The following is a 13,559-nucleotide window of genomic DNA, read 5'->3' on the forward strand; positions in this document are numbered from 1 at the left end:
AAGTCCTGATCAGCGAGGGGCTTGCTCACGCCTACGTTTGCAGCGGGACTTCCTGTCCGAAGCGACAGCCATGGTGTGGCGGGCGTTAGCCTCGGCGACCAGGCGGGCAATTGAAACCGATTTAGTCGGTTGATCGGACCATCTTCTTGTAAATCCATTTTCGACCGTCGTATCGACGCAGAACCGTGCCGCGAACAAGCCGGCCGGTTATCGAACGCCGGGGGAAGAAGATTTGTGTGACGTGCCAAACCCCAGCCCAAGACGAGGTTTTTGGAACGTACTGAAGAAAGGTATGAACTGACATGTCGGACCTCTCGAAAAACACTGTCAGGGTTAGCGCGCGAGCCCTCGCGGGACATTGATGCTAGTCCGCACCTCGGCGGTTGCAACGAACATTCATCATTAAGCTAACTTAGAAACCTTACTTCCATGCATGGCCTATGCGAACAGGTCGGCGCCGGCCGGCGTGAACCGCACACAGGTGCCCGGACTCGTGTTTCCAGAGCCTGCCCTTTGTAACAAAGCCGCCTGATGATGAAAACATCTGACGGCCTTGTCACGACCTGACGCCGGGACAAGCGGTATGGATGTCCAGGCAACACAACCCTACGCTGTCTTAGGGGCTTAGCAACGAGACACGTTTGTTAAGATGAATTGTCGGCGCTGCAGGTTAATTCTGGAACTGGAAGTCGCCGGGCCGTCGTACCGCGTCCAACCCGGTGAATTACGGGCAAAGCAGGCACCGACTCAAATCCAGTGCGCTTCAACTATGGAAAGCCGATGGCAGAGACCGCCACCGGTCTGCCGCGACTCAAGTTCTGCATCCTTCGGGCACCAAACCGACGGCGTGCCTGCGGTGGCAGGCGGAAACGAATTCTGTTCTGGAATTCGTTTGGCTACGATTGGTCCTTCATCTCTTGGAACATCTTGATCACGTCGGTAATCCGAAGCTTTTTGTCGCGAGGGCCTTGGAATTCGCTGAGCGCTGACCGCTGCCGGGCGGCGATCTCGTCCCGCTTGTTCTGCGTCTCGGCCCTGAAATACGCTCGCATATCACGTCACAAACCGAAACTGCGGCGCTCACTGTCAACGTTGACAGTGAGTTTCTTGAACCCGAACGAACGCCTTGGCGACCTCAGGCGGCAACTCTAGCTGTTTACGCAACATCGCGGTCTGCCCTTAAGTCCGGTGTTCTGCCAGTACGTGCCGGTCCGCGGTGGCGATCTCGATCGGCGCACCGCAAAAGCAGTGTGACCGGCCAGTCGGAAATTCTGTCGGCATCTTCCGGCCGAAGGCGCGCATCCGGTATTTCCAAGCCGTCCGATCCCGGTGATCGCGCCACTCCCGAAAATCTTCCTCGGTCCGGCGGGATAAGAATACTTCCCAAGCACACTCAAATTCGGCGCGCGCCCGATCGAACGTGGCGGCCGTGCCGTTGGTGTGCTCGCCGGGATGACAGCCCGGATAGAAGCCGCAGGACCATTCCCATGGATCGAGGTCGAGCGGCTGGCCGACGCGCCTGGAGATCGTACCGACGTGCACGTCAGCGTAGAAGACGTGCCAGCAGTCCTGGCGCTCGGGATATCGACGGCGGGTGAGGGCGGGCATGGCCCATTGAAGCGCGGCATTCCCAAATTATCAACCCCTTGGGGCAGGGAACGAGTGCAAGCTACTGCGCGTCGTAGCTGGGGAAAACAGACCGTCCACTGGCGCGCCCCGAAAGGGGGAAAACGACAGAAGACACCTATGTGCTGCCTTTGGCTTCGTCACTTTGAATTCTAACTTTCAATGATCCATCTGCGTCATACGCGTCGACCATTCTCTCAGTGAGTTTTTTCTGCAATTCGGCTGTGACGTCCGCGCCAGGAGCCGCAGTAAGTCGCATTTGTAAGGACTCCTTACCCTCGAGGATCAGCCTTAAACCATGCAAAATCGCAAGTTGAGCTTGCTCGCGTTCCCCATGCCCTCGCGGATAGTAAACTCCACGGCGCAATTCCTCATCAGTGAAGTTGTAGCCTAGAGCTATTGAAATTTTCGACAGTAGTTTTACGTAAAATTCATTGCATCGCTCCGTCCATGCTCGGAGCTTCCCGGGGTCCGTCTCCTCTTCGGGTATCCCCCGAGTAAGCTCGCCGAACAATGACCGCCATGCAGCGAGCACCTCACGATTTTTCGACGCATTCAAGCCCTTCGGCAAAAAGGCAAGGTCAATCATGTTGACGGCCCGGACGTGATCGTCAGCCAACCGAGTGGCGCGGTTTGCCATCATTACGTCGAATATCTGGCGCTTGCGATTTCTGTTTTCAGTCGCGCGCTCAATCCATTTTTGAGTCTGCACGGCGATCACCGGCCCCGCGATGGTCGCGAGAACAACCCACCATTCAATTGCCACTTGTAAAATCTCCTTACCGCACGATTCGCAACGGGGTCAGGATGGCACGCCCAGCGCGCGCTGGATGGCAAATACCAGCTTCTCCCGGCTATTCACAGGGGAGAGGGAGAGACTCGGCACCGATTCGCTTCGACTGAGGAAAGTTGATGGCGCCCGTCGCCACCGGTCTGCCGCGACTCAGGTTCTGGAATCCGTCGGCGCATTCCGCGCTGATGGAGCGGAGACATGGAGAACGCACTATTACCGCTTGGCCAATCGCTCGCTGACAAACATCGAGCCGCCGAACTGAAATGGCGAGGAATGCCGCCCGGGTTGCCGCCGGAAATGGCCGGAGCGATTATGCTTGGGCTGCGGTCGGGCGAGCGAACGCTGGCGGACTACTACCGGTCAGCAGAGGGCGAGCATTATCTATGTACACTCGGTCGACTGTTGCAACACATGTCGCTGCACCCCGCATGGGGTGCGGAAGCGAAGTGTCTCAGCAACGCCTCCACGAATCGGCGCAAGAGCGAAAATAATCCTCTTCGAAAAGCAACGATGTGTCGCAACGGCCTCCACGAGATGACCGGGGACAACGTCAAATTCCGCAATCGTGGAACGCGCTACTGCGTCGCATGCACTCAGATTCAATATAAGCGCGTGCCTACACCGTTGAGCGAGGCTGACAAGGAGCAGATAAAGGCGCTGTTCAGCACAAATCGGCCAGTAACAGTTAGCTTTCTTACGCATGGTAGGATACCGGGCGACGGCTCACGCCAACGCGTCAAGCCCGTTGTTTGCCCCAAACCATTTTACCATGCGCGCGCGAACGACCCTGCTTTCGATCGCTTCATTCGAGAGCACACCGAGAATAGCAACAGCGTCGCCCAGCAAATCAGACACCGTCGCGAAAAGTTTCGTGCTGAGCGAGTTCAGCGGGAGCAGGACGCTAAAGACTATTTCGAAATCGCCGCAATGATCCCGCGATGGTTTCCAGAGCAGGACAAGTTCGACGTCGTCAACGACGTGATGGCCGAACTATCGGCCGGCAAGATCGCGCGCGATCAGTTGCGACAACGGATCAAGTTCTACATGGCCGAAGCGAACAAAATGTTTGCGCCGAAATACAGGAAGTTCGGCGATTCCAAACTGGTTTCGCTTGACGAGGTGATGTTCGACGATGGTTCGACGACCAGGGGCGACACCGTTAGCCGCGGGCTTTGGGACTAGACGCGGCGTATAGTATCACTTTTTCAAGTGGCCGCTCTTCCGGAGGTGATCGGTGACGACCTTCTCAATGAAGGACGAAAGCGAACGGGTATCATCCTTTGCTGCGGCTTCTGCAGCAGCTTTGACCTTCGCCGGCAGTCTTAATGACACCGGTAAGCTCTTGGGTTCAGCGGAAGGCGGGCGGCCCATATTGTCCATTAAATGTAGTTGACTTACTGAAGTTGCGTAACTACATTTATATTATCTTGCTTATCAAGGCAAGTCGGCTCGCCGGGCGTGTTGCTGCACTCCGGGCGAGCCTAACCCAAGCCGAAGGATATCTTCCATGGCCCGAGCTGATTGCGTGCATAGCACGCCACCCACAAACACGCCCGCAGATCCGACTCGCCGTCAATTCCTCTCCCAATCCGCTGGCGTGGCCGTCGGTGGCGCCGTTCTGGCGCTGGCGACAGTTTCAGCCACCGCGGACACCGCGGCTCCTACGGCCGCCGTGGCGTCTGGAGAGCCTGATCCGATTTTCGCGCTGATCGAGGACTACCGGACGGCAGCGGCGGCAGTGGCCGCCGCGGCATCCGAGGTCGACCGCCGCGATGAAATGATGATCGAGCAGGGCCTCGGTCCGTACCCGTTCATTTCGGTGCTTGATGCAAGCAAGCCCGGCAAGCCAACACCGACTCTGGCTTACTCTCACGAACATATTGATCGGCTCCTCCCGCCTGACCGCTTCAGCAAGGCGAATGCGGAGGCGAAGACCGCCCTAGATGTTCAGACTGAGCGAGAAAAGGCGATCGCAGGTGATAGCGAAAAAGTCATGAATGCCGCGATGGACGCGGAAGCCGAGGCATTGGACACCCTCGGCCGGACGTCGCCAACTACGATAGCCGGCGTTCTCGCGCTGCTGTATTTATTCCCGGATCTGCAGCGCGCACGCATTGACGACGACCAGGCCAACGCTCTCATAATCTCCGTTATCGACGCCTTGGTCGACATGCATCCGAATGTGCGATTGCCAAACCCGGCGGGGGCGGTCTGATGAAAATTGAACACTGGCACCGCCGCACGCCCTGATGATCGCCAGCCAGTTGCCTTGACGGGCGGGACGACGCTCTAGCCGTCCTTGATTGCGTGAGAGAGATCGTAGTCACGTTCCTGCACGACGATGAGCCGGCCAAGGCGTCGGTCATGACGCTGGTGCGGCAACAGCCGGACCTGAGCGCGTAAATGAGGCGGCCCGCCGCTTCACAGCAGACGGCGGGCCGCAACAGAAAGTCTTTCACAGACGGCATAGATTCACGGTCAACGACCAACAGGGGTTCTACCGCGAGAAAACCATACTCGGCACTTCATGCGCCTGCATTCACAGCGACGTGACTACACGCACAGCAGCAAGATCGGCCTACATTGTTCGCTATGGCACTAACTGATTTGCGGTCCCCATGCCTGACGGCCAACAAGGCTTATTTGGTTTCTCCTTTAAATATCGGCTCATCCGCGCCCCCTTGCGGTCCCTGGGGGCTTGGTCACAATCAATGTTTTAGAAAGCGAAAGGTTCGACGATGAGTGAAAAACCACAGACACCGTGGATGCGGCGGCCAGAGATCAAGAGGGTCAATCCAGTTGCCGACCGCACGCTAGAGGGCGCCGAAGCCGCCGGCTTGTTTCCGAAGCGAATCCTGCTGTCGCCCAAGGCTCCCGCGTGGCGCCGTGCTGAGGTCGAGGCCTGGCTTCGCGACCCGACGGCGTGGGTTCAGCGGCAAAGGCAGATTGGGAGCGCAGCAACGCAATGATGCTGCCCGCGCCCGCCAGATTCGACTACGACGCAGTGCCGGCTGTGACCGCCAAGGCGTTGCGCGCACAGGCGTCCCGGATCCGCAAGACGGTGAGCGGCGCAACGAAGGCGATCATTGAGATCGGCTGCGACCTGATTGCCGTAAAGCAGTCGCTGGTAGAGCGTGGGCATTTCCGGGACTGGGTGGAAGCCGAATGCGGTTTAAAGCTACGAACCGCTGAAAACTATATGCGGGCGGCTCAATTTGCTGAAGGGCGAAACGCAACCGTTGCGCTTTTGAATCCCGGCATCGTTTACAGGCTGGCGGCTAAAAGCGCGCTAGCCGAGATTGTCCAGTCCGTGCTCGATCGCGCCGCAAATGGCGAGGTTGTATCAGACGGCAGCGTGATCGCGGCTTTCGATGAAGCCAGATTCCAGAAGCAGGAAGCGGAGCGACTGCAGAAGCAAGCCAACCGGCGCGTTGACTCCAAAAAGACGCTAGCCCGTCGCGAGGCTGGGAGCCGACGATACGACGAAGGGCAACGGAAAGAAAACGAACGCCGCCGGCAAACGGCATTGTTGATCATAGATGGGCTTGGTCAAGAACGCTCGACTTTCCTCATCGATAGCTTGCCACACCACGAAGACTGGCGGATCCTCGAAATCCTGCGCAGAGAGGTCGATAAGCGGCGCGAGGTGGCGGCCTAAATGTCGCGTCCTGTTGCAAATCCCGGTTGCGGATGGCCGCTCGAAATGCGCGGTGAGACGGCCGCGGCTTATGTCGACGAGCCGTCGGTAGAGGCGTTTCTGGCAAAGGTCGCGAGGGGCGTCTATTCGCAGCCATCGCGGACCAAGGGCGCGCTTCCGAAATGGCACCGCACGAAACTTGATCATGACGCCGCCCGTCGACACGGCCTGCGCTGTGATGGGCCGGTCTTAGCAGAGAATGCGGAGGATCTTGTCTGATGCCGCGTCGCAAGCCTGCCGGATGGCCTGACCTCATGACCGCGAAGCACCTCGCCAGTGGTGCCACAGCGTACTACTGGGCGCCGCCGACGCGCGCAAAGCGATCTGGCTGCCCGGTGCTGCCCGAGGCCCTGGGGACCGACTACGCCATCGCCAAGCGTAAGTGCGACGACGTTCTCAACCCGCATTACAAGGCGTGGCTGACCCATGGCGAGGCCGACCTTTCGCTGCCGCGTGCGCCGTCCGGCACATGGGATTGGATGGTCGGCATCTATAAGTCGTCGCCGAAATACACCGGCAAAGGTGAGGACACGCGATCGTCCTATGATCGGATGTTGGCGCTGGTGTCGAAGCACATATTGAAGGACGGGCGGTTTTTCGGTGCGCTCGCGCTGGCATCAATCACGCCTGGGACCGCCGACAAGCTTTTTGAAAAGCTCAAGGTCAATTCCAAGGGCCGCACGCGGACCCGTACAGCCGTTTTGGCGATGAGGGTGGCGCAACGCGCGTGGGGCGTCGCAAGGCGCTCTGAACCGCGCCTGGTGCCGTCTGAGAACCCGTTCCAGAAGATGGGGCTCAGCTACAAGAGCAAGCCGACGCGCTTATTCCAGCACGACGACCTGATCAAATTCGTCGCCAAGGCCGACGAATTCGGAGAACGGTCGATCGGCACCGCGGCGATGATTGCGTTTTATTGGCTGCAGCGTGAGATCGATATCATCGGCCGGCTGGCGTGGTCGAACTACCGTCCGTCAGACGCGCCGCAAACCGCGAAGATCATTCACCACAAGACCGGCGCGATCGTCGACTTGCCGCTTTACGACGACGACGGAACGCCGCTTTGGCCGGAACTGATGGCGCGGCTTGATGCTGCCGACCGTCACGGCTCGCTTATCGTAACCCGCGACGTCGCCGATCGCTTCAAGGGCATTCGGCTGCCATGGAAAAAACGGCACTTCCTGCGCCATGTCGCGAAGATCAGAACCGCCGCTGGCATCGATCCGGCAATCAAGTTCATGGGCCTCCGTCACGGTGGCAACGTCGAAGGCGCCGACGCAAATCTGACGGACGCGCAGCTTCGCGCGCTCAGCGGTCACAAGACCACTGCGGCGTTGTTGAGGTACGCCCAAGCGACCACGCAACAGCGAAAATCTGGTGCGCGGATGAGACTGAACTCCAGAACGAAAGGTGCGCAAATTTCGGAATGAGCAAGTGACTCCGTGTCGGAATGACACGCTGGACACCTGCTATGTGATTGATTTCATGGTGAGCGCGGAGGGACTCGAACCCTCGACCCCATGATTAAAAGTCACGTGCTCTACCGCCTGAGCTACGCGCTCACTTGCCGCGCTGTGTAGGGGGCGAGCCCCCTTGGGTCAATAGCGGCTGTGCGGCAAAACCGCTGGTCTTGGGGCCTGAATTCCCTTTATGCCGCTGACGGTTAGCGAAATCTCCTCAGGCTTGGCCGGTCAATCCGTCCACCACTGAGCCTCTGTAGAGGCCCAGTATTTTGTCTGACGCGTTTTCCGGGCGCGAGCCGGGGTCCACTTCGCTTGAAAACGCCATGTATCAGTTCGCTTCCCGGCGAATCTCCGAGGCCACCGGCTGGGACGGGGCGGCCACCGTCGGCAGGCGGACCGGGCGGATCCCGATCAGTTCCGCCGTCCGCACCGCGCTGTTGCGCCAGAAGGCAAAGGAATTGGCGCGGGAGTTTTCCAGGAGCGCGATCGCGACCGCGGCCAGGAACGGCAGGCTTTGCAGCACCAGCACGCCCGCGAAGATGTAGATTTCGCGCACCTGCTTGTAGCCGTTCATGACCACCAGCACGGTGGCGCCCACCAGCAGCAGCACGCCGATCACGGCTTCCCAGAACGCCTGAAATTCGATCGACATCCGCGACAGGCCGCCCTTGGAGGTGCGGGCAAAGGCGAGATGCTCCGTGATCAGGCCCTGCGCCACCGCGCGCGACACCGTCCACTGCACGCTCATCGCCGCGATCATGGCGCCCAGCATCTGGCCGGCCTTGATGTTCACCCGCAGGCGATAGAGCGCGATGAAGTGCGTCAGCGAGACGATGAAAGAGGCGATGATCGGCAGCGTCAAAATCTTGTCGGGAATGGAGATGTCGGCAAACGCCACGATCGGCACCCAGATCAGGTTGAGGATCGCCACCACCACGCCGAGGCTTTCGGCGCCGAGCCAGTTTAGCCAGCCCAGCGAGAACTCGCGGCGCTGATCGGGCGACAGCCGGCTGGCGCCGGGCAGGAAACGCCGCCAGTGTTTTTTGACGATCTGGAAGCCGCCATAGGCCCACCGGTGTCGCTGTTTCTTGAACGCCTCATAGGTGTCGGGTAGCAAGCCCTCGCCATAGCGGACGTTGGTGTAGTGCGTCAGCCAGCCCTGTTGCTGAATGGTCAGGCCGAGGTCGGTGTCCTCGCAGATGGTGTCGCTGGACCAGCCGCCGGCCATGTCCATCGCGGAGCGGCGGATCAGGCACATGGTGCCGTGCACGATGATGGCGTTGAACTCGTTGCGCTGGACCATGCCGATGTCGAAGAAGCCGGCATACTCGCCGTTCATGATGTAGTGCATCAGCGACAGGTCGCCGTCGCGGTGTTCCTGCGGCGCCTGCACCAGGCCGACGCGCGGGTCGGCGAACACCGGCACCAGGTCCTTCAGCCAGTCCGGATGCACGACATAGTCGGCGTCGATGATGCCGATAATCTCGGCGTCAGCAGCGGTGCGGTCCATCGCGATCCGCAGCGCGCCGGCCTTGAAACCCTGCACCTTCTCGGCGTTGATGAACTTGAAGCGTTCGCCGAGCGCGCGGCAGTGATCCTGGATCGGCTGCCAGAACGCCGGATCCGGCGTGTTGTTGATGATGCAGACGCACTCGAAATTTGGATAGTCGAGCCGCGAGACCGCATCGAGCGTCTGCTTCAGCATCTCGACCGGCTCGAAGTAAGCCGGGATGTGGATCGACACCTTTGGGAAGGTGACGCCTTCGCCGATCGTGGCCGGCGCCAGGGCTGCGCTCTTGGCGATCAGCCGGCGCGGGCCGTGGCCGAAGGCGACCGCCGCGATCTCGTCGATCCGCGCCATCGCAATCAAGACCAGCGGCACCAGCAGGATCAGGCCGAGCGTCAGCGCGAACGCCGAACCGAATACGAAGTAATGCCCGGACCAGAAGGCGAATACGGTGGCGGCCCAGGCGCCGACGCCGTTGGCCGCCGCCGAAAGCACAAATGCCTGCGCGACGGTCGGCTGTTCCAGCCGCAGGATCGGCAGCGACATCAGGACGCCGACCAGCAGCGCGATGGCGGCAAGCTTCCAGTAATTCTCGTTGACGATCGGGCCGGTCCACGAAAACTTCGCTTCGCCGTCGTTGTTGAGGATGCCCCAATAGGGACCGACGCCGCCCTCAAAGGATTTCCACGGCCGGTCCATCGCTTCGACGATGTTGTATTCCATGCCCATCGCTTCGGCGCGGGCGACGAAATTACGCAGCACCGAAGCCTGCTCGAACGGGCCGGGCTCGGCGTTCCGCAGGTTGTAGCCGGCGCTGGGCCAGCCGAATTCGGCGATCACGATCCGCTTGCCCGGAAATTTCTCGCGCAGCAGGCCGTAGAGGTAGGCCGCCTGGTCCACCGCCTGCTTGGCCGTGAAGTTTTCCCAATAGGGCAGGATGTGGGCAGCAATGAAATCGACCGACGAGGCCAGTTCCGGATTGTCGCGCCAGCTGTTCCAAATTTCGCCGGTCGTGACGGGAACGTTGACCGACTTCTTGACCCGCTTGATCAGCTCGATCAGGTCCTCGACCTTCTGCTCGCCGCGGAAGATCACTTCGTTGCCGACGACGATGCCGTTGACGTTGCTGTTGCGCTTGGCGAGCGCGATCGCGGACTCGATCTGGGCCGCGTTGTAGTCGTCATCCTTCCTGATCCAGGCGCCCACCATGACCTTGAGGCCGAACTCGGCCGCGATCGGCGGCACCAGTTCGTTGCCTTCGGTCGAGGAGTAGGAGCGGATCGCCCGCGTCACGGTGGAGAGCCGTTTCAGATCGGCGCGAATTCTCGCGGGGTCGATCGTGAGGTCGACGACGTGGCCGGGTTCAAACGGCGTGTAGGAGACGCTCGGCAGGATGCCCTTGAAGTCGGGGGCCGCCTGCTTTTCCTGAAACAGGCCCCACAGCGCAGCGTGAGCTGCGGTCACAAACAGCAGAACGGCGACGACGGCGCGCATCGGCGGCTAAACCATAGGGGGCCTGCATTGGGGGAAAGCGAACCCGTCCCCAAGGTTCGACCGACACGGCGGCAAGAGTAAGGATAATCCTGCCGCGCGAATTCACAACTGGTATGACGGCATGGCGTTTTAAGGGCGCGGATTGTTCGAAAACCGAAAAATCCGTACGTTCCCGGCCAACGCCGCGGCGGTTATTTTGTCGCAGCCGCGGGCGCGGCAGCGGGAGCCGGAGCAGGGGTCGCGGCCGGCGCCGGCGGCGCCGCGCTTCCGGCGGTGGCGGGAGCGGCCGGCGCCGGGCTTGCCGCGGCGGCAGCCTGGGGCTGCGCGCCCGGATTGATCCAGCAGGCATGGATCCGGCTGGACAGGGTTTCGGCCACCTTGGGATCGATCTGGCCGCCAAAGCGGGTCAGGCAACGGAAGGCAGCCTGGACGTGGCCGCCGGGGCAGCCGAACCGGTCGTAGAGGTCGAGGTGCCGGAACGCGGTGTCGAGGTCGTCCCGCCACATCAGGCTGACCACGCGGCGGCCGAGCCAGACGCATTCGGGATTGCCGGCCGGGCCGTTGATGGCCTGCGACGCCTCGACGAACTCGTCGGTCTTGCGCTGGTTGTCCTTGGCGACGTCGGCGGCACTGGCCGCCGGGGGCTTACCCTGATCCTGGGCGGCCTGGCCACCGCTCTGGGCGAACGCAGCGCCCGATCCGATCAGAAACACGAGACCGGCGGCGGCGAGGTGGCGCACAACCGACTTTCCTGGATCAAGCACCCGACGCATACATACCCCGATTGTTTCCGTGTGACGGTTGGCTTGTTGCCGTCCAAATAGGTCCCCAATGCGGCGGAGACTCCTGACGATTCCCATGCCGGTTATTTCGGATTTTGTCCAGCAAACTCACAACTTTATCGCTTCTTGGTAAAATCGCCGCAGGGAAGAAGCGCAAATCCCGCTATTGTGTATCTTGGCAGATCGCCGGTGAACGGCTAATCGACGGGGCCCCGCCCGGAGGATGGAACCGATTTCTCTTCGCACGCCGCTGGCGCTTCTCGTTTTATCCCTTGGTATGATTGCGGCGCTGTGGTGGTGGGCGGCCACGCCGATCATGTTGTCGCGCGCGCCGATCGATCCCAATGCCAAGCTGCAATGCGTTTCCTATGCGCCGTTCCGCGACCTGCAGTCGCCGCTGGCTCCGGCCACCCATATCGCGCCGGAACAGATCGCGCAGGACCTGGCGCAGCTTGCTGCGATCACCGACTGCGTGCGCACCTATTCGATCGAGAACGGGCTCGACCAGGTTCCGGCGCAGGCCGCCAAGGTCGGCCTGAAGGTCATTCAGGGCATCTGGCTCTCGAGCAACCGGCTGAAGAACTTTTCCCAGATTTCGACCGCGGTCAGCCTGACCAAGCAATTTCCCGGTGTCATTTCCGCGCTGGTGGTCGGCAACGAGGTGCTGCTGCGCGGTGAGATGACCACGGCGGATCTCGCCGCCAACATCCGCAGCGTCAAGGCGCAGGTCACGGTGCCTGTGACCTATGCCGACGTCTGGGAATTCTGGCTGCGCAACCGCGAAGTCTATGAGGCGGTCGATTTCGTCACCATTCATATCCTGCCGTACTGGGAGGACATGCCGGTGCGGGCGAAGTTCGCCGCCAGCCACGTTGACGACATCCGCAAGCGGATGGCGGTGGCGTTTCCGGGCAAGGAAATCCTGATCGGCGAAACCGGCTGGCCGAGTGCCGGGCGGATGCGCGAGGGCGCGCTGCCGTCGCGTACCAACCAGGCGCGCGTGGTCTCCGAAATTCTCGACCTCGCCAAGCGCGAAGGCTTTCGCGTCAACCTGATCGAGGCCTATGACCAGCCGTGGAAACGCCAGCTCGAAGGCACCGTCGGCGGCTATTGGGGCCTGTTCGATGCGGTCAAGCGCGCCGTGAAATATCCGCCGGGCGTGCCGATCAGCAATTACCCGCTCTGGAAATGGGACATGGGGTGCGGCATGGCGCTCAGCTTCGTCGTGTTCCTGACGGGCTGGCTGACCTTGCGCCGGCGGCCGTGGCAGCCACGTTTCATGTCATGGGTCGCGGTCGGAACCTCGGCGACGACAGCCGGCATGCTGCTCGGGATCGCCGCCGACAAGATGGTCTACGAGAGCTACGGGATCGGCGGCTGGCTGCAATGGGGCGCGCTGCTCGCCGCAGGCATTCTCTCGCCGATATTGTGCGCCTACGCCGCGATGTCGGGGCGGCCGTTGCCGACCTTCCTGGAATTGCTGGGCCCGCGCGATGGCCGCACCCGATCGGCGTTGACGGTGCTGCTGGGCTTGGTCCTAATCGTGACCACGCTGATCGCCGCCGAGACCGCGCTCGGATTCGCTTTCGATCCCCGTTACAAGGATTTTCCGTTCGCCTCGCTGACCATGGCGGTGGTGCCGTTCGCCGCGCTGATGCTGGTCAACCGGCCGAAGGAGGGCGTACGCCCGATTGCCGAATCCGCCTTTGCCGGCGTGCTGGTCGCAGCCGCGCTCTTTATGGGTTTCAATGAGGGCGCGCAGAACTGGCAGTCGATGTGGACCTGCGCGGTCTACCTGGGTCTGGCGCTTACGCTGTGGCGGGCGCGGGCCGTGCAAATCCCAAAATAAGCAGCCCGATCGCAAGACCCGACAGCGCAATATTGTAGAGCACGATGCCGAGGCCAGCCGCGATCAGCCCGCCGGTCAACAGCACGATCGAAGGCCGCATGACGTGAAGCGTCGCAATCACCAGCGCGACGATGCCGAACACCGAATTCTTGAACAGCGAGGTGGCGAGCGTCCGCGCCTTGCACAGCATGGTCTGGAGGCCGGCGTCGCAGGCCAGCGCCGTGGTGGAGAGTTCGACCGCGAGATAGCGCAGATACAGCGCGTAACCGACGGTCACGAAGCCGATCACCAACAGAAATTGCACCTGATAGGGCGTCAGCCGGAACGGAGTTTTTTTCATCGCGGGAATAT

General features: G+C 61.1%; 12 protein-coding genes and 1 tRNA gene. 7 read left to right on the top strand and 6 right to left on the bottom strand.

What is annotated here, in order from left to right:
• Window positions 1–1,179: 1,179 nt before the first annotated feature.
• On the bottom strand, window positions 1,180–1,608 hold the full coding sequence (locus FFI89_RS17360; protein ID WP_138838581.1) for a hypothetical protein: 429 nt from the start codon (window positions 1,606–1,608) through the stop codon (window positions 1,180–1,182).
• A 136-nt stretch (window positions 1,609–1,744) separates the two neighbouring features.
• Window positions 1,745–2,392 carry a DUF6680 family protein gene (locus FFI89_RS17365; RefSeq protein ID WP_138838583.1) on the bottom strand — a complete coding sequence of 216 codons (648 nt, stop codon included), beginning with the start codon at window positions 2,390–2,392 and terminating at the stop codon, window positions 1,745–1,747.
• Between the two features lie 225 nt (window positions 2,393–2,617).
• On the opposite strand from FFI89_RS17365, the gene FFI89_RS17370 reads away from it, so the two are divergent.
• The 6 genes from FFI89_RS17370 to FFI89_RS17390 all read left to right on the top strand — a co-directional run bounded on the left by FFI89_RS17370 (window position 2,618) and on the right by FFI89_RS17390 (window position 7,543).
• Window positions 2,618–3,601 carry a hypothetical protein gene (locus FFI89_RS17370; RefSeq protein ID WP_138838585.1) on the top strand — a complete coding sequence of 328 codons (984 nt, stop codon included), beginning with the start codon at window positions 2,618–2,620 and terminating at the stop codon, window positions 3,599–3,601.
• Window positions 3,602–3,926: 325 nt separating this feature from the next.
• Window positions 3,927–4,634: a hypothetical protein gene (locus FFI89_RS17375; RefSeq protein ID WP_138838587.1), complete on the top strand. Its 708-nt coding sequence runs from the start codon at window positions 3,927–3,929 to the stop codon at window positions 4,632–4,634.
• Window positions 4,635–5,184: 550 nt separating this feature from the next.
• The gene (locus FFI89_RS35370; RefSeq protein ID WP_371722518.1) at window positions 5,185–5,388 is read left to right on the top strand and encodes a helix-turn-helix transcriptional regulator; all 204 of its coding nucleotides are present in this window, start codon (window positions 5,185–5,187) and stop codon (window positions 5,386–5,388) included.
• Entirely contained in the window at window positions 5,385–6,077 is a 693-nt protein-coding gene (locus tag FFI89_RS17385; RefSeq protein ID WP_138838592.1) for a hypothetical protein, read from the top strand. Before FFI89_RS35370 ends, FFI89_RS17385 begins: the two co-directional genes overlap by 4 nt.
• Window positions 6,078–6,335 (top strand): hypothetical protein, encoded by a 258-nt coding sequence (locus FFI89_RS34375; RefSeq protein WP_138838594.1) that lies wholly within the window; start codon window positions 6,078–6,080, stop codon window positions 6,333–6,335.
• 35 nt (window positions 6,336–6,370) lie between these two features.
• Window positions 6,371–7,543: a hypothetical protein gene (locus FFI89_RS17390; RefSeq protein ID WP_138838596.1), complete on the top strand. Its 1,173-nt coding sequence runs from the start codon at window positions 6,371–6,373 to the stop codon at window positions 7,541–7,543.
• 56 nt (window positions 7,544–7,599) lie between these two features.
• Here the strand turns inward: FFI89_RS17390 and FFI89_RS17395 are convergent.
• The 3 genes from FFI89_RS17395 to FFI89_RS17405 form a co-directional block, all read right to left on the bottom strand.
• Window positions 7,600–7,675: transfer RNA gene (locus FFI89_RS17395), tRNA-Lys, on the bottom strand.
• Between the two features lie 229 nt (window positions 7,676–7,904).
• Window positions 7,905–10,577 (bottom strand): glycosyltransferase, encoded by a 2,673-nt coding sequence (locus tag FFI89_RS17400; RefSeq protein WP_138838598.1) that lies wholly within the window; start codon window positions 10,575–10,577, stop codon window positions 7,905–7,907.
• Between the two features lie 191 nt (window positions 10,578–10,768).
• Window positions 10,769–11,350 (bottom strand): beta-1-3, beta-1-6-glucan biosynthesis protein, encoded by a 582-nt coding sequence (locus tag FFI89_RS17405; protein ID WP_138838600.1) that lies wholly within the window; start codon window positions 11,348–11,350, stop codon window positions 10,769–10,771.
• A 232-nt stretch (window positions 11,351–11,582) separates the two neighbouring features.
• Between FFI89_RS17405 and FFI89_RS17410 the strand changes: the two genes are divergently transcribed.
• Window positions 11,583–13,208 carry a beta-(1-6) glucans synthase gene (locus tag FFI89_RS17410; protein WP_138838602.1) on the top strand — a complete coding sequence of 542 codons (1,626 nt, stop codon included), beginning with the start codon at window positions 11,583–11,585 and terminating at the stop codon, window positions 13,206–13,208.
• On the opposite strand, the gene FFI89_RS17415 is transcribed toward FFI89_RS17410, so the two are convergent.
• On the bottom strand, window positions 13,168–13,548 hold the full coding sequence (locus FFI89_RS17415; protein WP_138838604.1) for a hypothetical protein: 381 nt from the start codon (window positions 13,546–13,548) through the stop codon (window positions 13,168–13,170). The two genes, FFI89_RS17410 and FFI89_RS17415, sit on opposite strands and share 41 nt — an antisense overlap.
• Window positions 13,549–13,559: the final 11 nt, after the last annotated feature.

It is taken from the genome of Bradyrhizobium sp. KBS0727, from assembly GCF_005937885.2.
Lineage (GTDB): Bacteria > Pseudomonadota > Alphaproteobacteria > Rhizobiales > Xanthobacteraceae > Bradyrhizobium.